24 protein-coding genes are annotated in these 24,545 nt (G+C 39.1%); 5 read left to right on the plus strand and 19 right to left on the minus strand.

The features are described from left to right. Positions 1–175: 175 nt before the first annotated feature. The 3 genes from ilvD to AC6BKE_RS21205 all read right to left on the minus strand — a co-directional run bounded on the left by ilvD (position 176) and on the right by AC6BKE_RS21205 (position 4,704). Positions 176–1,846, minus strand: a complete 1,671-nt coding sequence (ilvD, locus tag AC6BKE_RS21195) for a dihydroxy-acid dehydratase (RefSeq protein ID WP_036123280.1) — start codon at positions 1,844–1,846, stop codon at positions 176–178. Positions 1,847–2,218: 372 nt separating this feature from the next. Next, positions 2,219–3,541 carry a D-arabinono-1,4-lactone oxidase gene (locus AC6BKE_RS21200; protein ID WP_342543964.1) on the minus strand — a complete coding sequence of 441 codons (1,323 nt, stop codon included), beginning with the start codon at positions 3,539–3,541 and terminating at the stop codon, positions 2,219–2,221. After that, the gene (locus AC6BKE_RS21205) at positions 3,529–4,704 is read right to left on the minus strand and encodes an amino acid deaminase/aldolase (RefSeq protein ID WP_036123274.1); all 1,176 of its coding nucleotides are present in this window, start codon (positions 4,702–4,704) and stop codon (positions 3,529–3,531) included. The genes AC6BKE_RS21200 and AC6BKE_RS21205 overlap by 13 nt, the downstream gene beginning before the upstream one ends. Positions 4,705–5,471: 767 nt before the next feature. On the opposite strand from AC6BKE_RS21205, the gene AC6BKE_RS21210 reads away from it, so the two are divergent. After that, a complete protein-coding gene (locus AC6BKE_RS21210; RefSeq protein WP_036123271.1) occupies positions 5,472–5,729 on the plus strand; it encodes a GlsB/YeaQ/YmgE family stress response membrane protein in 258 nt (85 codons plus the stop codon). A gap of 35 nt (positions 5,730–5,764) precedes the next feature. Here the strand turns inward: AC6BKE_RS21210 and AC6BKE_RS21215 are convergent, their stop codons facing one another. Then, positions 5,765–6,463, minus strand: a complete 699-nt coding sequence (locus tag AC6BKE_RS21215) for a lytic transglycosylase domain-containing protein (RefSeq protein WP_330493248.1) — start codon at positions 6,461–6,463, stop codon at positions 5,765–5,767. 204 nt (positions 6,464–6,667) lie between these two features. On the opposite strand from AC6BKE_RS21215, the gene mscL reads away from it, so the two are divergent. From mscL to AC6BKE_RS21230, 3 genes are all read left to right on the plus strand, one after another. Beyond that, positions 6,668–7,057, plus strand: a complete 390-nt coding sequence (gene mscL / locus AC6BKE_RS21220) for a large conductance mechanosensitive channel protein MscL (protein ID WP_036123266.1) — start codon at positions 6,668–6,670, stop codon at positions 7,055–7,057. A 770-nt stretch (positions 7,058–7,827) separates the two neighbouring features. After that, positions 7,828–8,943: a methionine biosynthesis PLP-dependent protein gene (locus AC6BKE_RS21225; protein ID WP_499857950.1), complete on the plus strand. Its 1,116-nt coding sequence runs from the start codon at positions 7,828–7,830 to the stop codon at positions 8,941–8,943. 3 nt (positions 8,944–8,946) lie between these two features. After that, complete coding sequence (locus AC6BKE_RS21230) at positions 8,947–10,107, plus strand: aminotransferase class I/II-fold pyridoxal phosphate-dependent enzyme (RefSeq protein ID WP_499857952.1); 1,161 nt, start codon at positions 8,947–8,949, stop codon at positions 10,105–10,107. A gap of 137 nt (positions 10,108–10,244) precedes the next feature. Here the strand turns inward: AC6BKE_RS21230 and AC6BKE_RS21235 are convergent, their stop codons facing one another. Next, positions 10,245–10,673 carry an NUDIX hydrolase gene (locus tag AC6BKE_RS21235; RefSeq protein ID WP_499857953.1) on the minus strand — a complete coding sequence of 143 codons (429 nt, stop codon included), beginning with the start codon at positions 10,671–10,673 and terminating at the stop codon, positions 10,245–10,247. Between the two features lie 68 nt (positions 10,674–10,741). Here AC6BKE_RS21235 and AC6BKE_RS21240 point away from each other — a divergent pair, with 68 nt between their 5' ends. Beyond that, positions 10,742–11,248, plus strand: coding sequence for a GNAT family N-acetyltransferase (locus AC6BKE_RS21240; RefSeq protein WP_499857955.1), 507 nt, complete (start codon positions 10,742–10,744; stop codon positions 11,246–11,248). 22 nt (positions 11,249–11,270) lie between these two features. Here the strand turns inward: AC6BKE_RS21240 and AC6BKE_RS21245 are convergent, their stop codons facing one another. The 14 genes from AC6BKE_RS21245 to AC6BKE_RS21310 form a co-directional block, all read right to left on the minus strand. Continuing rightward, on the minus strand, positions 11,271–12,149 hold the full coding sequence (locus AC6BKE_RS21245; RefSeq protein ID WP_499857957.1) for a YwqG family protein: 879 nt from the start codon (positions 12,147–12,149) through the stop codon (positions 11,271–11,273). Positions 12,150–12,287: 138 nt separating this feature from the next. Further along, complete coding sequence (locus AC6BKE_RS21250; protein WP_499857959.1) at positions 12,288–12,518, minus strand: hypothetical protein; 231 nt, start codon at positions 12,516–12,518, stop codon at positions 12,288–12,290. 20 nt (positions 12,519–12,538) lie between these two features. Then, the gene (locus AC6BKE_RS21255) at positions 12,539–13,075 is read right to left on the minus strand and encodes a hypothetical protein (RefSeq protein ID WP_499857961.1); all 537 of its coding nucleotides are present in this window, start codon (positions 13,073–13,075) and stop codon (positions 12,539–12,541) included. 118 nt (positions 13,076–13,193) lie between these two features. Beyond that, entirely contained in the window at positions 13,194–13,346 is a 153-nt protein-coding gene (locus AC6BKE_RS21260; RefSeq protein ID WP_004231380.1) for a YpzG family protein, read from the minus strand. A gap of 140 nt (positions 13,347–13,486) precedes the next feature. Next, positions 13,487–15,457 (minus strand): AraC family transcriptional regulator, encoded by a 1,971-nt coding sequence (locus AC6BKE_RS21265; RefSeq protein WP_499857962.1) that lies wholly within the window; start codon positions 15,455–15,457, stop codon positions 13,487–13,489. A gap of 162 nt (positions 15,458–15,619) precedes the next feature. After that, a complete protein-coding gene (locus AC6BKE_RS21270; protein ID WP_036120141.1) occupies positions 15,620–15,937 on the minus strand; it encodes a DUF3784 domain-containing protein in 318 nt (105 codons plus the stop codon). 11 nt (positions 15,938–15,948) lie between these two features. Continuing rightward, positions 15,949–17,229: an alpha/beta hydrolase gene (locus AC6BKE_RS21275; protein ID WP_499857964.1), complete on the minus strand. Its 1,281-nt coding sequence runs from the start codon at positions 17,227–17,229 to the stop codon at positions 15,949–15,951. A gap of 13 nt (positions 17,230–17,242) precedes the next feature. Further along, positions 17,243–18,322 carry a DUF1648 domain-containing protein gene (locus AC6BKE_RS21280; RefSeq protein WP_338651407.1) on the minus strand — a complete coding sequence of 360 codons (1,080 nt, stop codon included), beginning with the start codon at positions 18,320–18,322 and terminating at the stop codon, positions 17,243–17,245. 7 nt (positions 18,323–18,329) lie between these two features. Next, the gene (locus AC6BKE_RS21285; protein ID WP_499857965.1) at positions 18,330–18,707 is read right to left on the minus strand and encodes a GntR family transcriptional regulator; all 378 of its coding nucleotides are present in this window, start codon (positions 18,705–18,707) and stop codon (positions 18,330–18,332) included. 555 nt (positions 18,708–19,262) lie between these two features. Continuing rightward, a complete protein-coding gene (locus AC6BKE_RS21290; RefSeq protein ID WP_036120128.1) occupies positions 19,263–19,640 on the minus strand; it encodes a carboxymuconolactone decarboxylase family protein in 378 nt (125 codons plus the stop codon). 204 nt (positions 19,641–19,844) lie between these two features. Then, complete coding sequence (gene argH, locus AC6BKE_RS21295; protein WP_340811437.1) at positions 19,845–21,224, minus strand: argininosuccinate lyase; 1,380 nt, start codon at positions 21,222–21,224, stop codon at positions 19,845–19,847. A gap of 80 nt (positions 21,225–21,304) precedes the next feature. Beyond that, positions 21,305–22,498, minus strand: a complete 1,194-nt coding sequence (locus AC6BKE_RS21300) for an argininosuccinate synthase (protein ID WP_058844532.1) — start codon at positions 22,496–22,498, stop codon at positions 21,305–21,307. Positions 22,499–22,776: 278 nt separating this feature from the next. After that, positions 22,777–23,586, minus strand: a complete 810-nt coding sequence (locus AC6BKE_RS21305; protein ID WP_499857966.1) for a CPBP family intramembrane glutamic endopeptidase — start codon at positions 23,584–23,586, stop codon at positions 22,777–22,779. Positions 23,587–23,644: 58 nt separating this feature from the next. Continuing rightward, entirely contained in the window at positions 23,645–24,448 is an 804-nt protein-coding gene (locus AC6BKE_RS21310; RefSeq protein ID WP_499857967.1) for a MerR family transcriptional regulator, read from the minus strand. Positions 24,449–24,545: the final 97 nt, after the last annotated feature.

Here is a 24,545-nt window from a genome sequence, read left to right on the forward strand (position 1 = left end):
TAACGAGCACTTTCGACTATGCCCGGAGCTATCTAATGGTGTAAACACGTTTAATAGCCCACTCCGAGGGGATGTCGGATCTAGTTGTATCGCCGGCTTCCAGCACGACCGGCTCTCTGGTAGATACAAGGCTCTAGAACCTTTAACCTCATCAACGTTTTCATTTATCTAGTTGTTAAATTTTCATTACGCCACCAGTGGAAGCGTTCGTCACTAATTTTGAATATCTTGCTAACCAACCACGTTTGATTTTTGGCTCAAAGACTGGTAATTTTGCACGACGTTCAGCTAAAACTTCATCTGAAACTTGTACATTAATCGTACGATTTGGTAGATCAATTTCAATAATATCTCCGTTTTCTACTAAGGCGATTGGACCGCCTTCAGCAGCTTCTGGTGAAATATGACCAATTGAAATACCTCGAGATGCACCTGAGAAACGACCATCTGTAATTAATGCAACCTTTGTACCAAGACCACGACCTTGAATCGCAGATGTTGGTGCAAGCATTTCAGGCATCCCTGGGCCACCCTTAGGTCCTTCATAGCGAATGACGACTACATGGCCCTCTTTCACTATTCCATTATCAATATTTTCCTGCGCTGCTTCCTGGGAATCAAAGACGATTGCCTCTCCCTTGAATACTTTGATGGAAGGATCAACTGCACCTACTTTAATAACGGAGCCATCAGGTGCAATGTTACCAAATAACACCGATAACCCACCTACAGCACTATAGGGATTGTCTTTTGTTCGAATGACTTGATCATTCGTGATGTGATAATCTTTGACAAGCTCACCCATCGTTACACCTGCAACGGTTGGGCGATCTGGATGAATAGCTCCCGGAATGGATGTTAATTCATTAATAATGGCACTAACACCACCCGCTTTATTGATATCATCCATTGAAATATCGGATGCAGGCATAATTTTCGCTAAATAGGGTACTCGCTCTGCTACTTTATTAATATCTTCAATGTTGTAATCTATTTCTGCTTCATTGGCAATGGCTAATGTATGAAGAACAGTGTTTGTGGAGCCTCCCATTGCCATATCAAGAGCAAAAGCATCATCAATTGACTCTTTTGTAATAATGTCGCGTGGCTTAATGTCTTCCTTGACCATACGAATTAATTGTTTGGCTGCTTCTTTAATCAGCTTGTGACGCTCTTCAGAAGTGGCAACGATTGTACCATTCCCTGGTAGAGCAACACCGAGCATTTCCATTAAACAGTTCATCGAGTTGGCTGTAAACATCCCTGAGCATGAGCCACATGTTGGACATGCATTATTTTCAATATCTAACAACTCTTCAGATGACATCTTTCCTGATTTATGGGCTCCTACGCCTTCAAAAACAGAGGTTAAAGAAAGCTGCTTGCCTGAAGCAGAAGTACCAGCCTCCATTGGACCACCAGAAACAAAGATAGATGGTACGTTTGTGCGAACTGCTGCCATCAGCATCCCTGGTGTAATTTTGTCACAGTTTGGAATATAAAATACACCATCAAACCAATGTGCATTAATAACTGTCTCTGCTGAGTCTGCTATAATTTCACGACTTGGTAATGAATAACGCATACCAATATGCCCCATTGCAATACCATCATCGACACCAATTGTATTAAATTCGAATGGAATACCACCCGCTTCAATAATGGCTTCTTTCACTACATCAGCGAACGTACGTAAATGAACGTGACCTGGTATTATGTCGATATATGAGTTACAAACCCCAATAAATGGTTTGCCTAAATCTTTTGCTTTTACTTTGCCTGTTGCATATAAAAGACTTCGATGTGGCGCTCGATCTACGCCTACTTTAATCATGTCACTTCTCATTTTAAACGCCCCTCATTGCTATCCATACTATGTTCGTTGCTATAGACAAAATGTTCTGTCTTTTTAATTTTTGTTTATAGAGTAGCAGCCTACTAGATGGCTACTGCTGTAACGAACGTGTTAAATTGTTGTTATCATAGTACGAAAAAAAGGTCTCGTCAACAGTATTTTTTGAATTGTTCAAACAATTAAAAAAATCTGTCAAAATTGAAATCGTTTACATGCTGATTAAGCATCAGTTTTATCTCGCTTTGATAAAAATTTTGACATTTCGTTCAAATTTTAATTTTTCAATAATAACCAACAATGTAAGAGGCCATTGATTCCCATATTTTCGGACAAGTTGAATCATCTTATCTATAGAGATAACGCTTACAATAGAAACAATTTTTTTAAGTAGCCTGTAAAAAATACTTGATCGGGATCATATTGGTGTCGTATTTTTAAAAACTTTTCGATCTCTGGATACAGTTCGTAGACGGTTTGTGCTGTTAAATGGTGTTGTTTGCCCCAGTGAGGTCGGCCATCATATTTTTGCATCAAAGTATGAACCCATTTAAAATAAGGCTCTTCTGACATCCCTTTATACATATGAAAGGCTATAAAAGCAGACTCGCGCCCCTGTGTTGGACTTAAAAAGCCTGCTTCCCCTGCAGTTGTTCGACACTCTAATGGGAAATGAACATTAAAAATCCCTTTTTTAAAGGTTGTATGAATTTCCTCCAAGCATGCTTCAAATTGAGCGAGTGGAATGGCATATTCACTTTCTTGGAACTTCACACTACGAGGAGAAGGATAAATTTCATAGCTTATGCCCACTTTTTCACTTTTCACCACATTTGCGGCTGCTATTTTACTCATAGCACCACTTAACGCTGGTTTCCACTTACAAAGTTCTGACATTGCAAAGAAAGCACCATTTTCTACAATTTGGAGCTTTAACGTGTCTATTTTTTTATTCCATTCACTTTGATAGATGGGTGCTACAGCATTCATCCGTTTTACTTGAATCGTCTCACTACCAGGGAAATAAAACCATTCCACATGGCGATGTTGGCGAATATCCTCTGCGAATAGTGTGAGACCATTGCTCAAAGTTTCTCTTGCCCCAACATAATGCAAGCTATAAAGTGGCATGACTTTGATCGTTACTTTGACAAGGACACCAAGCATACCGAGCGATACGTGTAGTGCTTCAGATAAATCGTCCATTCCCCTCCTGTGCTCCTGATATGTGCCAGTGCCATCTACAAACCCCCATGTCATGACAGCAGACGACAGAGAACCAAGTGTAATCCCTGTACCATGTGTACCCGTTGATACTGCTCCTGCAATCGTTTGCTCCTGAATATCCCCCATATTGATTAAAGCAAAGCCGTGCTTCTCCAGCATTGGTCCAATTTCATATAGGTAGGTACCAGCCCATAATGTTGCCTCCTGCTTTTCCTCATTCACAGCGATTAATCCACGCATATTATGTAAGGAAATAGCGATATGCTCAGGCATAGCCACAGCGCTAAAAGAGTGAGCTGCCCCTGTGACCCGAATCGTTTTTCCCGCTTCACGTGCATGCTTGACAATGGTTGAAACTTCTTCAACCGATTGTGGTAAGTACATTTCACTCGGATAAGAAATAACATTCCCCGCCCAATTTGTCCACTTTTCACCATTACGCCATTTTTCTATAGAAAACATTGTCCATCCCCCCTATATGTTGTGTAAGGCCCCATATACTTGTCCTCTCGAATCCCATGGAGTACTTGAAAACGCTCACAAAGCTCCCCTGCTTTTGCATGTCTAAAATAGATCGTATCACCAATATTAATATGTTTTCCTTTGACCTTTATAGGCGTTTGTACTTCTCCTGCTCCTTCTAAGCTAAGGTATGCAAAATTGCTAGGTTCATAGAATACAGGTAAGCGATCCAATCCAATTGCTCCAGAAGCCGTATAACCACCACCATGACAAACAACAATATTTTTTTCAGGCTTTCTCGTTACACTCAAAGCAAATCCAGCTGCCTTTTCTAGCTGTAAATGTGTAAATTGATCGAACAATGCAGGTGCATAAAAAGCGGAGCCTACTGTAATTTCAGTCACTTCTTTCTGCTGATTGGTATATAACATGCTCCCTGAGCCTCCACCATTGACGAAGCGTAAGTTTGGAAAATACGCCTTGATATGGGCTATCGCTAAGCGACGAAATTGGGTTACTTGTTTTTTAGCTTGTACTTGCATTGCCTCAATCACTTTGCCTTTTAATGCATTCGCAGGACGATTGCCAACGCCTGCTATTTGAGCCTCATAGCCCATTGCACCTACAACCTCAATCGCTGACGTTTTTTGAATCTCTTGCAAAAAAGGTGTCAGCGTCTCAAGAGAATACAACGATGAACGTTTAGTCCCGAAATACAGTACTTTAAAATCATTCGAAACATTAATATCAATGCAAACCTGTACACGTACACCTATTTCTAGTCCCAGCTTCGCTAATAGTTGGATATGTTCTGGCCGATCCACCATAAAAGTAACGCTTTTCCCGTCTTTGACGAAATGTAGCAAGCGACGAATAGCTGCTTCCTCCATTACTGGATAGCCCAGTAATAAATCATCAAATTGCTGCTGTAGTAAAAAAATGGTCTCTGCCGCTGTGAATGTCATAAAGCCTACAACATTAGCAAGGTTTTTCTGAACATAACGAAGCACTTCAACAGAACGAATCGATTTTGTCGCAATACGAATTTGCTTGCCACCACAAGCCTCTTGCACAGTTCGTATATTTTTATCCAGCGCATCTAAGTCCAACCAAGCAAATGGTCTTTCCAAATCACTAAACGCTCGATCCAATCTTGTCGTCATTTAATCCCTCCTGTATATACTATGTATTTGATAATTTACAGAATAATTTTTTTATTCATGAGTCAAAATAAAAACAACCGTGCGCTTTTTATTCAATAAGTCGACACAGTTGTTTTAGAATGGGACAAACATTTCATTCACCTTTCTATTCAATTGGTTACGATGCGTATAAGAAATCGGCTGCAAGATTTAGCAGCACTAACAAATGCAGACCAGCAATCAGAAAACCTTGACGATTTAAACGTTTCATAACAGCCATATTCATATGCAACACGCTCCTTTTTTCTACATTATAATCCTTTTAAACAGAATTTTCAAACTATTAAAAGGTGAAAATTTAACCATTTTCCATTCATATAAATAAAAAATGAACAACCGTATAATTGATTGAAATTCTGCTTCAACAAAAAATGCATTTTTTCATGGATAAAAAGGTGGTTTTTGCAAATATTTAGTCAAACGGCTGATTTTGGAGCGTTCCATCTATTTTTGGTACGAATTGAATGCGTGAACATACTATAGAAGTAAGCGAAAATCGGTGTATGTACAATATAGAAGTAATTGTAGTTAATGTGGACATTTTCACAATCATTTATGCAGTTGGAGTTACGTTAGTGTGGGCATGATGAAAGAGCTGCATTCATTTGTCTACAGCCATTATGACAGCATGTAATAATTACTAAACAAAATCGCAGTGTTTAATCTACTCCATTCAGGGTATAACTAAGTAATCGCCATTATATCTTAATTTTAAGGAGATGAAAATAATGATTAGTTTCATTTGGTATTTAATCATCGGAGGAATTCTTGGATGGTTAGCTGGCGTAATTTTAGGTAAAGATGTACCTGGTGGCATCATCGGGAATATTATTGCAGGGATTGTTGGTTCTTGGATCGGTAGTATGGTTTTAGGGAACTGGGGTTGGAGAGTAAGTGATTTCTACGTGTTCCCAGCACTGATCGGTGCCGTTGTGTTGATCTTTATCGTCAGCCTTATTTTAAAAGGTATGCGTAAAGCAACTTAAATATGTAATAAAGAGCCATCCATGGTGATGGCTCTTTATTTTGCTTCATTTAGTAAAACGGTTGCTCGGAGTTCATCGTGATAATCATTATACAATTGGTAGTAATACAATACATTTTCCACATATTCCTCACTATGATTGTATTGATACACAGCTTTCTTAATATTACCTTTGGCAGCGCCGTATTTAGATAAATAATTAGCTGCACTAAATACCGCATCCTCAATATCATAGGGATCGGCTATACCATCCCCATTCGCGTCTACGCCATATCCTCCATATTTAGCAATTGTCTCTGGATTCATTAATTCAGCCTTCGTGATGTTTCCTTTTCCTAGTCCTGAACAAGTAGGATGCTGCCAGCCAACGAACGTGCACGGCATAAATTGCATATGCCCTTCTGCCCCGGCAGATGAAACCATTGATTTCACTGTAGAAAATCGCGTTTCAATTCGATGATGTGCAGCAAGCAATGTCCATGGCACACCATATTTCTCCTCCGCTGCTACATATACCGGAATGTATTTCTCTGGAATGTCCATATCGAAATGTTGTTGAATCTCCTCGATTGCCTTTTGCTGTGCAAGCTTTTCGAAAATCGGTAATGTTTGAAGTTCCTTCCACGCAAAAAATGTCAGGACATACACCGTTATCGCAACGGGAATCAATAATGCTATCATACCCAATTTTGTAGCGGGTGATAACATGGCTTTGTTGTTCTTTTTCTTTGTCATACGTCACACCTAATCTAGTATTCTTTTTCTATATTACCAAATTTTTCGTTATATGTAGTAAATCTTTTAATTTTTGTAAGATAGAAACTTCCAGTTGTAGGATGCTATTCATTTTCACTATAAAAGCAGTTGAAAGGTTTGCTAAAAATATAGTAAAATACAGATTGATTCATTATATTGGATAATAATAGGGAGGCATTTATTTTGTGGAAAGACTTTAAAGAATTTGCAATGAAAGGCAATATTGTCGATCTAGCAGTAGCAGTAGTCATCGGTGGTGCTTTCGGTAAAATTGTTACCTCCTTAGTTGAAAATATCATTATGCCATTAGTTGGTATTTTAACAGGTGGTGTTGATTTAACAAAGAGCTTTGTTTTTGGCTCTGGTGAAGCCCAAGTCAATTTAGGTGTATTTCTACAATCAATTATTGATTTTTTAATTATTGCATTTGCCATTTTTATGGCGCTCCGAATTATGACGAAGCTTACACGTAAAAAAGAAGAAGCAGTCGTTGAAGAGCCAGCTCCTGAATTAGATGCAAAAGAAGAGCTCCTCAAAGAAATTCGTGATTTACTCAAAAAAGAACAAGCCTAACATATGACACTAAAGGATCTGCCTCATTCGAATAAGGCAGATCCTTTGGTTTTGTATCCTTCTCTTTGGATGTTCTATCCGCTACTTTCCTTATTCTATCCACCAACTTTATGCGTATCCTTCTCTTTCTCTGCTCTAACCATCTCTTTCCGCGTTTTAACCGCTACTTTTCTTATTCTATCCATCAACTTTATCCGTATCCTTCTCTTTCTCTGCTCTATCCATCTCTTTCCGCGTTTTAACCGCTACTTTCCTTACTCTATCCACCAACTTTATGCGTATCCTTCTCTTTCTCTGCTCTAACCATCTCTTTCCGCGTTTTATCCGCTACTTTCCTTATTCTATCCATCAACTTTATGCGTATCCTTCTCTTTTTCTGCTCTAACCATCTCTTTCCGCGTTTTATCCACTACTTTCCTTACTCTATCCACCAGTTTTATGCGTATCCTTCTCTTCCTCTGCTCTATCCATCTCTTTCCGCGTTCTATCCGCTACTTTCCTTATTCTATCCACCAACTTTATGTATCCTCCACTTTCTCTGCTCTTTCCTGTTAACTTAACTAGGAGCACCCACACATTATTGCTCATAATTTAATAATCAATCTCCTACTATTCCTACGTGATTAACTATAAATAATCTAGCTAATTTTCAGAAAACACCCTTGTTCTTCTTTAGTATCCATGTTAAATTGGTAACAATTATTGAGAATACTAATAAATTGAAAGCGAAAATTGTCGCTTTTAATAATATTGGAGAAAAGAGTGACGTCATGACATTAAACAGAAGTATTGAAACAAAACTTGTACAACTAGGAAATTTAAGTGACCCCATAACAGGTGCTGTGAGCCCGCCGATCCATTTATCGACTGCTTATAAACATGCTGGAATTGGTGAATCTACTGGCTTTGACTATACACGTACAAAAAATCCTACACGTGCTCTTTTAGAAGAAGGGATTGCTGATTTAGAGGGTGGCGATATGGGCTTTGCCTGTAGTTCAGGGATGGCTGCTATTCAATTGGTGTTATCCTTATTTAAACCAGGCGATGAGTTAGTCGTGCCTGATGATTTATATGGCGGTACCTATAGACTATTTAACTTCTTCCAAGAAACCTATAATATCAAGCCTGTTTATTCAAAGTTTGAATCGGTTGAACAGGTGGAAGCATTAATAACTGAAAATACTCGTGCGTTATTCATTGAAACTCCAACAAATCCACTTATGCAGGAATTCGATTTACAAGTGTATGCAGAGTTAGCCCATAAGCATGGAGCCTGGTTAATTGTAGATAATACCTTCTATACACCATACTTCCAACGCCCTATCGCATTAGGGGCTGACATTGTCCTTCACTCTGCTACAAAATATATCGGTGGTCATAATGATGTTTTAGCTGGTTTAGTTGTGGCTAAAGGTAAGGAATTAGCTGAACGCATTGGCTTTATTCATAATGGCAGTGGTATGGTGCTAGGCGCTATGGATTCGTGGTTACTTATTCGCGGTTTAAAAACTTTACATCTTCGATTAAAACAGCATGATGCGAATGCAAAAGCCATTGCTGCTTATTTAGAGGAAGAAGCATTAGTGACTGATGTACTTTATACAGGAAAAGGTGGCATGCTGTCATTCCGCTTGCAAAAGCCTGAGTGGATTGACCCATTCCTTCGTAACTTAAAGTTAATTACTTTTGCTGAAAGTCTTGGCGGTGTGGAAAGCTTTATTACATATCCTGCCACACAAACACATGCAGATATGCCATATGAAGAGCGTGTTGAACGTGGCGTTTGTGATCGTTTACTTCGATTCTCTGTCGGTATTGAGGAAGCAGAAGATTTAATTGCAGACTTACAACAAGTATTCGATATCTTAAGAAAGGAGGCCTAATTTATGAAGCAACGTATTGAAACGAGCCTCATTCATGCAGGTGTTCGTGATGGCTATGGTAATAAAAAAGGGGCTGTCAATGTTCCCATGTATCTGTCCTCTACCTTCCATCAAGAAAGTATGGATGAGTTTGGAGAATATGATTATGCTCGCTCAGGCAACCCTACGAGAGATGCATTAGAAAAAGCTGTGGCAGAACTTGAAGGTGGTGTTCGCGCTCATGCCTTTTCTTCGGGCATTGCAGCGGTATCAGCAGCGTTAATGCTGTTATCCCAAGGGGACCATATCGTCATGACCGAGGATGTTTATGGTGGAACCTATCGTTTTGTGACAAAGGTGTTACCACGCTTTGGGATTTCCCATACATTTGTAGATTTCACGGATCTAGCAGCAGTAGAAGCAGCAATAACGCCAGCTACGAAGCTGCTTTATATGGAAACACCATCAAATCCGACATTAGGCATCACAGATATTCGTGGCGTGGTGGCACTAGCGAAACAACACCAATGTCTGACATTTTTAGATAATACCTTTATGACACCGTTATACCAACGTCCACTAGAACTTGGAGTTGATGTCGTCATTCATAGTGCAACTAAGTTCTTATCTGGTCATTCTGATATTATTGCTGGCTTAACAGTTACAGCAGATGACAAGCTAGGACAAGAGCTATACTTTATCCAAAATTCTTTTGGCAATATTTTAGGTGTGCAAGATTCTTTCACACTGCTACAAAATATCAAAACAACAGATGTGCGCTTTAGTCGCTCTGCTGAATCTGCACAAAAAATTGCAACATTTTTAACTACAAATCCACTGGTTGAACAAGTCTACTATCCTGGTCTTGCCTCACATCCAGGGTATGACATTCATCAACGTCAAAGTACCAGTGGTGGGGCTGTATTGTCTTTCCGTTTACCGAATTATGCAGCCGCAAAAGCATTAGTCGAAGCAATGACAATTCCTGTTTTCGCGGTCTCTCTTGGGGGTGTGGAATCAATTCTTTCTTACCCAGCAAAGATGAGTCATGCTGCTATGGAGCCTGAGGAGCGTGCAAAACGTGGCATCACAGATGGACTTTTACGATTCTCAGTGGGACTTGAGCATGTGGATGATTTAATTGCTGATTTTACACAAGCCTTAGAGATTGCGGCCAAGGCTTGATTGAACCAACCTGAAAGAGACCGTTGAAAAACCCTAACTATTTTACGAAACGCTCATTGCGTGTTTTGTTATAGTTAGGGTTTTCTATTTGTTAATAGCTAAAGTAGTCATGTCACCACATCTTTATAATCCTACGTTCAATTTTTCACCTTTCCTAACACACGGTATAAATAATCACCATGCCCCTTTGCTAGTAGCGCTTCTTGTTCAGCAGAAATCCAATAAAATGAAAAAATTAAATCCGCTTCGTTTAAGCCCGTTGGATGATGTTGCCATGAATCTTGTGTTTCATCGGATGTTAAATGATAAAAATAACGTTTCTGTAAAATACCTGATGGATGATTAAAATAGTCCTGTGCAATCAACGCCTGAACGACAAGTGTTGTTAGACCAGTCTCCTCCAACATTTCACGCTTCACAGCTTCTAAAGGTGTTTCGCCCTCTTCTACTGTACCTTTGGGCACTTGAATACCTGCACCGACTGAATTCTGTTCAAATACGAGCACTTGTAATTGTTCTTCATGCTCTCTCGTAATATAGCCAAATGCTTTTTCCACTACTCGCATGAAAGTGACCCCCCTTTTGACTAATTGAATGTTACAATAAAGATAAAAATTGGAATTTAAGGTAAAAAGTGTTGACATTTATTATACGACAGATGCTAGAAAATGACATTACATTTGTACAAGAAATTGCTAGAACAAGCTGGCACCATACATATGAAGAAATCATCCCTCGTGATATTCAAGATCGCTTTTTACAAATGGCGTATAGCAGTAACCGTTTAACACAGCGCCTCACTACTATCCTATTTTTAGTCGTAATCGTCGATGAATCGCTAGTAGGCTTTGCTAATTTCTCAAATGTTACACATGGTGAGGCAGAGCTGCTTGCCATTTACTTGCATCCTGATAGCCAGGGGAGTGGTATCGGTTCAGCTCTTTTACAGAGAGGGCTAAACATGCTCCCCAGCCTATCGTCATTATTTGTTTGTGTAGAAAAAGAAAATACAATTGGTATGCATTTTTATCAGGCAAAGGGGTTCGAAAAGCTAGTAGAATTCGATGAGTGTTTCGATGGTTATCCGCTTAAAACAGTGAAAATGGTGAAACAACATGAAAAAGGATACCGGTTGCTTTGACAACCGTTATCCCCCTTTGTTTTTAAAAGCATTGTAAGACAACCCATGTCTGATCAAAGCGGGTCTTTTGGCAATCATCCTCACGAATCCAAAAATACAATCTACCGCTATCTCCCCACATATATCCAAGCTCTTCTTCTGAATCAAGTTGAAGCAATAATCGCCAGTCTGTTGCCCCAACCTCTAATTCCCTTCGAAGGGGATCATTATAACCAGTTGAATCGCCACAATATAAGCCATTGGAGACAAGCTGACATTGCAAGTACATATCCCCTTGAATAGCATCTGGAAAACCGTCTATGCGATGAACGGCTCCATTTGCATCAGCTTCTTCCATCGATTCATATGCAAGGTCTCTCAAATTATCTGCTTCCTCTTCCGTTAGAGTTTCTTCTAAATCATCCCAAAATGGAGATTCCCAGGGCGGGAGTGTCCATTCATTTTTAAATTGCAGACTTGCACTGGCAATGTCGCCATGTTTGAGTAAGATAGCAGGTATTTCTATTCTTGTAAGGCTACTAACTGGTTCTGTGAAATAGAAAACATTGAAGCCATCATAGTCTTTCGGATCGTATCCCCATGGTTGCTCGACTGCATCATAGAAAAAGGACAATAATCCATCTGTAGGTAATAAATTGTTGGTATCGTAAGGTTTGATATCCTTTACATGTAGTTGGCAAAGGAAATACAACGGTCTCTTATCGTTCGTATATGGCCACACAAAATCTGTGGGAACATCCGGACAGCCACCTATTTTTGAATGGCCAATCGGAATTTCTTCATCAGTATTTTGCTTAGCTACCATACGTATAGAGCTTCTAGTATAAGCTGCTATTTGCTCAGCCTTATGTGCTAACCCATAGTCTTTCAACCATTTGTTCCATTTTTCTGTGTTGCTCAATGCCTTCCCCTCCTACCGTTACACACGTTTTTTATGTAAGATGTATATGCTCAGCTTGGATCACAAGTGCTGTCAAGCCTGTCGTACTACCAGATTCATGCGCCTGCCCTTGATGCCAAAGTACACCCTGTCCAGATTTTATGGTGATTTTTTACCATCTTCACCACGAACCCAGCCTTCGCCATGCATCACGATAAAAAGCTGAGGAACAGGGGCTTCATGCATACCAACTACCCCATCTGGCTCAATATAGATGAAACCGATATTCACTGGCTCTTCTGTTTTCATAATGTTCCGATAAAATGCATTGTTTGATTGATATTGATGAATTTGCTTCGCTAAATCTTGTGTATATGAGATGAATTGCATTTTTCTATGTTCCTTTCATGCTAGGCTAATTCTTCCTGTGCAAATGCTAGCAGTGTACCATCTTCTGATTTGCCATAAAAAGCAAAGGCATCATAGCCAATACTTTTTATCATCTCCCAATCTGCTGTTTCTCCGTTGAGTAGCTGTACATTGCCATGTTCACCTACCTCATAGTCTTCTGCTTCTTCGTCATAGTCAATATTATAGAAAAATGATAGGACAACTTCTGTTGTGGGCAAAAGATATTTCCGTAGTGGACGATGGATACGCTGCTCCTCCGTAAATTCATCACAAAATAGCGCATTATAGCCATGTAGGGTTGCATCAAATAGCAAAATTTCCTCCGCCGTTAAAGGGTCTTTTGCAACGATTCTAGCGGTTGCTCCAGTAATGAAAGGCAATGCCTCACCTTCGATTGTTAGTAAATCTCCATAGTACCAAATTTCAAACTGTTTATTCCCTGTGCTGGAACAAAGCTGTAACTGTGATTCAACTGCCTCTAGCTGTTGGACATTTTCTACATATGACTGTAAATAAGTTGGAATAGTAATATTCATAGCTTTCCTCCCCTTTTCTTCCTTATAACGTATTATAATACATTCCGCCTTCTATTTTTATCCATAAAAAAACCCAGAATTTTTTCTGGGCTTGATGACACTTACTTTTCTAACATGATTAAAACTGACGGGCCTTTGCTTCACTTCGCAAGAGGCGATTATGGAGAGTTATCTCCGTTTCACCATTTACTTGCGATTTGGATCGCTTAATCCTTGACCAGTTGCGGTGGATTTTTTGAGATTTTGGATCTAATTGTTCGAACCTACTCATTTTTCATCCTCCTCATCATTATAGATTTCATAAGTGAAATCTTCTTTATTATGACCAGCTAGGATGAATTTATACAAACGGCCATTCATCAGAAAATAGCTCTACTTTATTGCAAAATGAATGCAGCTTTTGCTTGCTTTTTATTTTTTCTCCAATAAAACTTTGACAATTTTCTCAAGTTGTAGGTCTAAAGAGTAAGGATCTTCCATGACAAACTCATCATCGAACTCACCATACATATAAACATTGCCATTTTTAACGGCAGGTGCTCCCTGCCAAATCGGACTATTCAAAATTTCTTCTGCATCTTCTTGCGAGTTGACATAGACAAATACATGATCGCCCAAATACTGTGGCAATACCTCTAATGAGATATTTTCAAAGCCCTCTTTCATGTTTAAAGCTTGCTCTGTTGGAGGTAATTTCAACATCTGATAAATGGTGTTACTACCATAATTCCCTCCCTCAGCAGCTAACACAAATAAACCTGTAGGGCTTAATTGCACGACTGATACCGTTTCACCTTCTTTAATGATGCCATCGATTTGTTTTCGAGCATCTTCTACCCTCTGTTCATAGTCTTCTATCCATAACTCAGCTTCCTGCTCTTTTCCAAATACCTCAGCAATTCTTCTAAATTTTTCTAATGGTCCAGCCGTCGAAAGCTCTTCCCAGTAAGGAATAAAAACAGTGGAGCCGATTTTTTCGTATTGTTCAATATTTTTCTCAATCGACCCAATGATTAAATCGGGCTCTAGCATAATGAGTTTTTCAGGATTCATTGGGAAGCCACCTAAATTCTCGATTTTAGCGAGCGTTTCTTGCGGAATCCCCGCTTTCTCAATCCAACCTTCCGTTAACATGCCTTCACGTACACCAACTGGAATAATTCCTAACTTTAAAAGCTGCCCCATATATTGATCAGCTGCTACACGCTGTGGCTGAGCTGGAATTTCTACATCACCTCTAGGCGTCGAAACAATTCTTGTCTTTCCTTCTTGTACAGCCTCTTGTCCATTCGCTTGTGATTCCACTTGATTTGTCGCAGATGATGAGGCTCCATTTGTATTTGAGCATGCTGCTAGCAGCAATGATAGGCACATAAACAACGTCATAGCCTTTACTTTCATATTTTTGTACTTCGACATTTCATTTACTCCCTTTCGTTGATAATGATTTTCAATTTCACCATCAATATAACACTCGAATTGTTTTGGGAGAATAGCATATCTTCTTTTCCAAAGTGGCAATTCTTCATCTTCCAGTTGCCGCTTTTGCCTCCATGCCACTTTAAATTGTGCTGGAGATACACCCTTGTATCGTTTAAAGCTTCGGCTCAAGGAATGACCGTCAGGATAACCGACATGCTCCGCAATTTCCTGCAACGTAGCATCTGTTTGCACGAGTAATGCCGCTGCTTTATTGACACGCATTTCACCTAAATAATGAATCGGGCTTGTATGCATTTTTTCTTTAAACAGTTTTGATAAATAACCAATGCTACAGCCTAACTCTTGCGCTATGATGTCTAGTGTTAGAGGCATATGCGCATGTTCCTCTATATAGCGAACTGCCTGCGCCACCATATCTGGCTTTACGGGATGAATTCCCTGTCCATGCATTTGCCGCAATAATTCATAGATAAATTGATAGAATAATGATTTTATATGTAAATTTTTCAGCTCTTTGTCATGGGCCTGTTGCCAAACTATCTTCATCTGCTCTGCTCTGTCAAGTAATGCAAGAGGATGAGCTGGCACAAAAGCATATTGATAGTGGAAAGGATTATGATTTTCCATCAAGGCTACCATTTCTTGGCGATGAGGTAACGGAAGTATTGCCTTATAGAAAATCATAAAGTATTCAAACTCTTTCTCCGCTACAATCTCTACATCCACCCCTTTTCCTGCATGCAGGACGTGAAACGGGTGTACCAGATGTCTGTTTTTATCCAGCCAGATTTGAGCATTCCCTCTTTTTGTATAGAGAAAGGCACTGGTCGGCAATCGATAGGGACCAAAATCCTCTCCCTGCTCCATCATTGTCAATCGTACATCCATAATTTTGATGTATGCGTGATTCCATAAAAGTATATGATCACTTAATTTCATCGAGCTCAAGCACTCCTTCTAGTTTAACCAATAGCATGTCTCTAGTTTAACAGAAATCCCACTAATTGATAATAATTCTCATAGATAAAATGCATTTCCTTCAAATGTAGCCAAACAAAATGGACTTGTCATTGCATTGACCAAGTCCATTTTATATCCTTCTTATTTTTTGAAACGATTGCCTGTGTTCACATAGATCATTAAAAAGATCGTCAATGCTACGAAAAGAACAAGTCCGATACTAAAAAATAACCACTGTGTATGAAAAAGTTCATTAAGAATCCATAAAAGCACACAAAAGCAGTAGCCATACATCATTTTCCCCATAAATCTCGCCAATGCTTGCTCATCATACTGCTTTTTTTCTTCTTCTGGCATCGTATTAAATCCTGCGATTAAAAACGCTCCTTTCCCTTGGGACAGCACAATGGCAAAGGTCAGAAATAGCAGCATGATAATTCCATATACAAAGATACTCATCGTTCATCATCCTACTCTTCATTAATAAATTGCTGAATCGCTGGTAGTAATTTTTCATGTAATGGCAATGAAGGGTCTGAATAGGTTGCTAAGTTTCCTGCACGATCTGCTGGAGCCTTTTTCAATACATGGTTCATACCCTCCATATAAAGTAGCTTCGCCTCTGGTTTGCCTTTCTTTAATGCCTCGGCATCGACTTCCTTTACTTGTAAATCCGTTGTTCCTTGTACGATTAATACACGGCTTTTTACTTTCTCCAACTCGTCAGCAGGATGGTACTTTAGCAAGGAAATCAGGAAAGGCTGAACAGATGGACGGAAGAGGGCTTGCAGCTCTGGCGAAGCAGTTGTCACCTGCTTGCCTTGCTTTAAAGCTGTCAAAATATCCGTTGATTCATTGTAAAGCTTCGGTGCTAACTGACCTTTTAATTGCTCTAAGAGTACTACGTCCAATGGTCTTCCAGCACCTGCGATAGAGACGAAGGACGCTACCCCTGTTTTTTGAGCTGCTAGCAAACCAATGAGTGAGCCTTCACTATGACCAATCACGTGTACACTTGTATAAGCTTTATCCGCCATCAATGTTTGTAGGATTTGTACTGCATCATCCACGTATTGATCAAACGTCCCATCTTCTTCCTTTGTTAAGAGCGCTTGATTATCACCAAGTCCTCGCTTATCATAGCGAACCGTCGTAATGCCCTCTTGTGCTAAACCTTCCGCCAGCATTTTTAAGCTATTATTTTTACCAGCTAGAGCGGAATTACCATCTTTATCAGTTGGCCCAGAGCCTGCTATAATGAGAGCCACAGGCGATGGCGACGTGCTCGCTTTTTGTAAAGCAACAGTTAAGTCTCCCTGTTGAACAGGAATTTTTAGTTTTTCATAGGTAACGGGCTGCTCTTTATAAGCCGTTAAAATTAGGGGGAAATTCTCACCATTTTGTTGAAATGTAGCCTCTATTTGTCCATTTTTTAATATGCCGTTTATCGCAATAACAGAGCCGTTCAAATGAATAGATACTTTCACATTGTCATCTGTATACTTGACACTTTGAAATGGAAAATTAGATAAACCTTGTGCTGGAACAGATAATGTACCACTATCCTTCTGTAAATCGACGATAATTGGCAGTGCTCCATTAGGCGTTTCAATATTTCCCTCCCATTTTCCGATAAACTGTTCATTCATTGCACTTTGCCCCTTTGTCTCTTGATTGTCCGCAGTGACCTCTTTTTGCCCACAGGCACTTAAAAGTAACAATGTGCAACATAACAATAACCATTTTTTCATCCAATCTTCCTCTCTATATGAAGATCACCAATAAAATTGGCAATAAGGTAATACCGATTATGATGTAGCTCCATTTATTCGCAAAATTGACAGTCCATCCGATTCCAAATTTTTTCGGCACTAATAAGGATGGATCGTTTTTGTTACAATAAAAAATCCCCCATTTCCAGTATTGATCATCTGCCGCAGCTGTTTCATTTGTATGTACCTCATCAAAACGTTCATTGCTTTTACTGAGCTTCCAAATTAATACTAGTAAGCCACCTAATGTAACGATATTAAAGACAAGAAAAAGGGGAAAAAAGTATGGGGCTGTTTGGTCATGTAAAATAACGGTTGTATAATGTAAAACAATAAATAGAATCGTCATACTAAAATTAATCGCTGCTAAATACCAGCTACCATATTTGCGTTGAGTCAGTTCCCGATGAACTGAGGCTTCTCTAGCCTGTGCACTCAATTGAATTTTGGCACTTTTCATCCCTTGGCCCATGATGAAAAAGCTAATTTGTATCGCTAATAATATCAGTGGCATACTGATGACGGAGAGCCTAGTTTTTTCAGTCCAACCATCCGCCTCCCCTGCACCATTCCAATGCGTGGCAAAAATTGCTGGAATGGTCTCATAATTCATGTACGTAAAAACAATCAATGCCAATGTCATGATGATAGGCAAACTAAAAAATAAGGGCGATAGTGTTTCATCTTTTTGGCGGATTGTTAAGTCTGTTACATGCACCGTTTTGATGTTTGTTTCCCATTGTTCCTGTCCCTTTAAATTTTTCGTTTTAACATGGTAACTCATGTAAAGACCAGATGATAGCAGGAGCATGACATACAAAAGGATAAAGGAGATTAAAGACGTTTTCTCCTCTTGCATAGGCGACAAAGAGAATCCGATTTGACCTAGTAAAAATAAGCCTGCAATTCCTCCGATAATTTGACTATAACGCTTCTTCCAAAGCTGTAATTGAGGATGCTTGACATAAGGTTCTGGTATGGAAACACCAAAAACATTCGTTTTTCTTGTTAAATGTGGTGTCATAGTTTCCAAAATACCGACAATGATAAAGATGCCTACTATTATAAGCATACTACCCCTACTTCCATTGTTTTAAAATTCGCTGGAACAAACTTGTTATTTGTTCTTTTTCAAGCCCACGTGCAAAAGCTTCCGCCATAATTGGCTTTAAAGCATTTTCCACTTTTTCAAGCTCTGTTTCTTCCAGCTCTCGCTTTTGCCCACCAATAATGACTGCTTTCGCTTTCGGTTTTAATTCGATTAACCCTTTTTCCTCGAGTTCATGGTAGCTCTTACTCACTGTGCTTACATTGATACCTAAATCCGTAGCCATCGCACGCACTGCTGGTAATGTATCACCATTTTTCAGTTCACCTTTTGCGATGAATTCAATTAATTGATTGGCTAATTGCTTATAAAGCTGCAATTCACTATTTGGATCTAACCGTATTTGCATATCGCTCCTCCAATCTGTATTGTTAATACCCAAACAGAATCTGTTATGTATAGAGTAATACAGATTTCTCAAAATGTCAAATGAAGGTAATGATGAAGGTGACTAACTCACCTATGTGAATGTCTTATATGATGTTTTACCTTTGAAAGGGGTGGAGTCTTGGCTTGGGTGAGTGCATTTTGCCTTCCTTATGAATTTTATTACCCTAGTAGGAGCGCCTTTCTCTCTGCTGCTCACCCTCAATTAGATTGTTAACAGTGAACCACAAAAAGGACCCAGAATAATTCTGGATCCATGGACACTTATTGCTTCTATTTGATTTTTTACTAGTAGGTTTACGCTTCAACTTAATCTACAGCGAAGCAGATTAATTCTGTTTCACCTTTAGGCTTAAGTTTTAAGAAGCTTCAACCTTAACCAGTTGTGGCGGACTTTCCTGAGATTCTTGGTCTTTGGGTGTTTGACTATTACTCATTCTGCATCCTCCCCATCATATTAGATTAATAAGTGTTTCCGAACTTATTATGAACCTTTGCCTGATTTTTTATTCATGCTTCAAATTTTTTCTGCAAAGACTTGCTGTGCAATGGTTAAGGCATTTTGCACTTTTGGAAAACCGATGTAGGGCACTAATTGTAACAGAGCCTCGACAATTTCTGTCTGTGTTAAGCCTGCATGGTATCCTCGTTGGATATGGGTTTTTGTTTGCGGCGCAGCACCTTGTGTGACAACTGCTGTTATCACGACAAGTGCTCGATTTTTGGCCTCCAATCCTGGTCGTGCATAGACATCACCATAAGCAAATTCAATAATCATTTTGCGTAAATCAGGTGCCACATCGGCTAATGGATCGGATGTAATCATCTGTGTTACTTCTTCCTCAGTCATATATTGTTTGATTGTGTCAAGCCCCTTTGTAAAACGTTCATTCATTTACTGGATTCCTCCCACCATTTTCTTATACAAAAACCCCAATTCCGCGTCTCCAGAATTGGGGATTGTCCTTCACGTATGTAAGGGTCTCTTTTTCACGTCACCCTCTGGCTTAGTTGAAAAAGGATATAGGTTTTCATAGTGCCTCACTGGACAGCTTTAATGAATATCTATGCAAAAGTCACAAGGACATGCACGCAACAATTAATGTTTTACAAGACAGGCTTTTGCTTTGTCAATTTGGATCTTCACTTGTTCGAAGCCGGTTCCACCTAAGGAATGACGGCGTCGAACAGCCGCTTCTGGCGCTAACACATCATAAATATCTGCTTCAATTAGTGCACTTTCCTGCTGCATTTCTTCCAGCGGTAAATTTAATAAGTAAATCCCCTTTTGAATACATGTGAAGACAAGCTTCCCTGTCACCTCATGTGCCTCACGGAATGGCATACCTTTTGTCGCAAGATAATCTGCTAGCTCTGTTGCATTTGAAAAATCAGCATGGACAGCTTGATGCAAACGTTCTGTATTGACGGTCATTGTACGAATCATGCCTTCAAAGATTTTCAGTGAACCAAGAATGGTATGTACAGTATCGAACATGCCTTCTTTATCCTCCTGCATATCTTTGTTATACGTTAAAGGTGTGCCCTTTAACACGGTTAATAAGCCCATTAGATTCCCGTAAACGCGCCCTGTTTTCCCACGAATGAGCTCTGCCATATCAGGGTTTTTCTTTTGTGGCATAATGGAAGAACCTGTAGAGAAGGCATCATCCAATTCAATAAATTTAAATTCATCTGTAGACCAAATAATAATTTCCTCAGCAAAGCGTGATAAATGCGCCATTAACAAGGATGCATTACTTAAAAATTCCACAATAAAATCACGATCACTCACAGCGTCCATAGAGTTGGCATATACCTCACTAAAGCCAAGTAATTCTGCGGATTTTAAGCGGTCGATTGGGAAAGTCGTTCCCGCCATAGCCCCTGCCCCTAATGGCAAAATATCAATGCGCTTGATGGATTCTGTAAAGCGTTGTTTATCACGCTCTAGCATCCAAAAGTACGCCATTAAATGATGCGCAAAGGATATTGGCTGGGCACGTTGTAAATGTGTATAACCAGGCGCAATCGTTTCAATATGTTCTTGAGCCTTCTCTACTAATGTTTGTTGAAACGTCACGATTAAATCAATTGCTTCCTGCACACGCTTTTTCAAGAAAAGATGCATATCCGTCGCGACCTGATCATTACGGCTACGACCTGTATGTAGCTTGCCACCAACAGGACCAATTAAATCAATCAGCATCTTTTCTAAATTTAAGTGTATATCTTCATTGGCAACGCTAAATTCAAGCTCACCTGCGATTGCCTTTTCTTTTAATTGGGCAAGACCACCTAGTATGGCCTCTACGTCAGCTACAGGTAAAATTCCTGTTGCACCAAGCATTGTGACATGTGCAACACTACCTTCAAGGTCCTCTAGCACAAGTTGCTGATCAAAGCCAATGGATGCCCCAAATTCGTCTACCCATGCTTCTGCTGATTTTTGGAAACGTCCACCCCAAAGTTTTGTCATGTCAGCTCACCTTTTCCTTTATTTCTTATTGAAAGGTGTAGTGAAAGCATAATGCCTTCCCACACCTCGCTTGTTAAATATTATTTTTTATTAACAGATGAGTTCACTACGGTTGGTAGACCCCATAACTCGATAAAGCCTACAGCGGAAGCGTGATTGAATTGATCTTCCTTCGAGTATGTTGCTAGCTTTTCATTGTATAGTGAATTTGGTGATTTACGTCCTTCTACAATCGCATGCCCCTTGAACAGTTTCACACGTACTGTACCATTTACATATTGTTGTGATTGCGCAAGGAATGCTTCAAGTGCATCACGTAATGGCGAGAACCATAACCCATCGTAAATTAATTCAGATAATTTTTTCTCAATCACTGGCTTGAAGTGTGCTAATTCTTTTACAAGTGTTAAATCTTCAAGCTCTTTATGCGCTGTTAACAGCACTTTTGCTCCTGGGATTTCATAAACCTCACGTGATTTAATACCAACGAGACGATTTTCTACATGGTCGATACGTCCTACACCATGCGCACCTGCTACTGCGTTTAATTCTTGAATTAAATCTGCTAGCTTCATTTCTTTTCCGTTTAATGCTACTGGTTTACCAGCTATAAACTCGATCTCCACATATTCTGCTTCATTTGGTGCATTTTCAACAGAAACAGTTAAGCCGTAAGCTTCCTCTGGTGGAGATACCCATGGATCTTCCATAATTCCTGCTTCATTGGCACGTCCCCATAAATTTTGGTCAATTGAAAATGGTGAATCCAATGTTGCTGGAATTGGTACATTATGTTTCATCGCATATTCAATTTCCTCGTCACGACTCCAGCCCCATTCACGTACTGGTGCTAATACTTCTAGATCAGGATTTAATGCTTTAATAGACACTTCAAAACGAACTTGGTCATTACCTTTTCCTGTGCAACCATGTGCAACGGCATCCGCACCGACCTGGTTCGCAATCTCTACTAATTTTTTTGAGATTAGTGGGCGAGAAAGTGCTGATACTAATGGATATTTTTGTTCATACCAAGTATGGGCTTGTAATGAAATTAATGCATAATTTTCAGCAAATTCATCCTTTGCATCTACCATATAAGATTCAATAGCTCCTACTTGAAGAGCTTTATTTTTTACGAATTCAAGGTCTTTCCCTTCACCAACGTCAAGGCATACCGCGATTACATCCCAACCCTGTTCTTTTAACCATGGAATTGCTACCGAAGTATCAAGTCCGCCTGAGTAAGCTAATACAACTTTTTTATTTGCCATTAAAAATGCGCCTCCATTGCTCTATCGATATGTATTTTTATACATTCATTTAAAAGTTTATACACGAATAGTATCATGTTATAAAAATAAATACAAGTGTATTTTTATAAATTCATAGACATTTATTTTACTAGTTAAGCGAACGTCAACCAATCCATCAAATCATTGGAGAAAGTATGAATATTTACTCGAATAAGCGTTTTTTCACTAAAGGCATAAATGTATACTATATAAATGTATCAATAAAAAAGAACCCCGTAGAAAACGGGATTTTTTTTTCACGATTTAATTGATTTTGTCTTGTACAATGCATTCTTTGGATTAATGATGATCAATAACAGGGCGGCTACTGAATATAAAATGGCATTATACATCATTAAATCAACGAGATGCCCGTTCACTAAACCAATAAAAAAATTAAAGAATTGGTGAATGATGATCGGGATGATTAAATTCTGATTGATGTTATAAAATCCTGCCATAATAATACTCGTCGCTATGATGGCTATCATAAAGAAGCCACTATATTGGAGTAAATCCATGCCCATAAAGCCAGTTGTAAGCCATATCGGTAAATGCCATAGCCCCCACCAAAACCCGATGATGATAGAGGCGACTAATGCGGAATACTTCTTTTGAAGCTCCAGCAGGGCAAAACCCCTCCATCCCAATTCTTCACCTAATGGTCCTGATAAAAGATTTCTAAAAAAGTAATAGCTCAGTATAACCCAAGAAGAGATTGTAAAAATAGAATCTGTTTGATAATTATTCATAACTAGACTCAAAATAATAATAAAAATGACCACTTGAATCGTCAGCACTGAAAAAATCACCGATCCGTTCAACCTATTCTTAAATTTTTGTTTCACAAAGTGTAGGAAGCTCTGCCCAGGATATATTTTTGGAAATAATATAGCGAAGGCAAAGGTTGATGACCATGCTGATAGACAGCGTATTACATCGAAAACCCATGTTGGAAACCCTAACAGCTTGACAGCTCCTACAAGACAAAAAAGCGGCCAAAAAATGACATTGGTTAAGACAATAAAACTCGCTACAGGTCTTTTTAGCTTCTTATTTCTATTCATGTTGATCCCCCATTTCATTGCACTGAACTTCAGCATAAACCTGGGGGTTGCTCACAGGTCAATCATCTATCTCTATTGGCACATACATTTCTAAAAAAATACGTTCCAGCCCTTCTTCATACGTAACTAGCAGTAGATTGATATACACAAGCCCTAACAGCTCATAGCCCATTTCCTCGGCTACTTTTCTCATACTGGCTTCCACTTGATCGTCCGTATTTTTACCACCTGTAGACCATCTACCATCTTCAATGATTGTATAAAGACATTTTGGATAGGCTCGAATTTCCCCAGCTATTGCCTTGTCATCATCTTCAACTTTTCTGGTAATTATAAATTGTTCTTCTAGTATCCCTTCATCATTAAACCGTATTACTCTTCTTAATGATGTAAGGACCACTGCTTTTTTAAAATTATCGGTGTTTTCTTTTAGAATGTCATATTCATCATAAGCTGTATAATGATCTATTTCTCCCATTATCTCTAGTGGTTTCATTTCTTTTATACTGTATGTTCCTAAACATTGCTTAATTTTTTCGCAATCTTCCTTGACCCTTTGTAACTTTTTTAATTGTCGTTTTTTATAGGCAATCTCCTCCAACATTCCCTGCTCTTTTTCTTCTAATAATGAGCGAATGCCCTCGATACTCTTGCCTCTTCTTAATTCCTGTATTATTTTGATTTCCAAATCAATTTCTCGATAAAAATTGACCGTTGTTAGGTCATAGATATCAAAATGGGTATAGCTTCTGTAGCCATTTCCTTTATTTTGCTGAGGCTTTACCAATCCCTTTTCTTCGTAAAATTTTATCGTATCTCTAGAAATGCCTAAAAATTTAGCAACTTGTCCAATAGTGTACATTGTATTCTCCTTTTTTAGCTTCATCTTCCCTACTATATCAACAATTTCAGGTAAATATGAAAAAAACTGTCGCCATACATAGGGAGCATGGCGACAG

It is taken from the genome of Lysinibacillus sp. COL-1 (assembly GCF_059814265.1).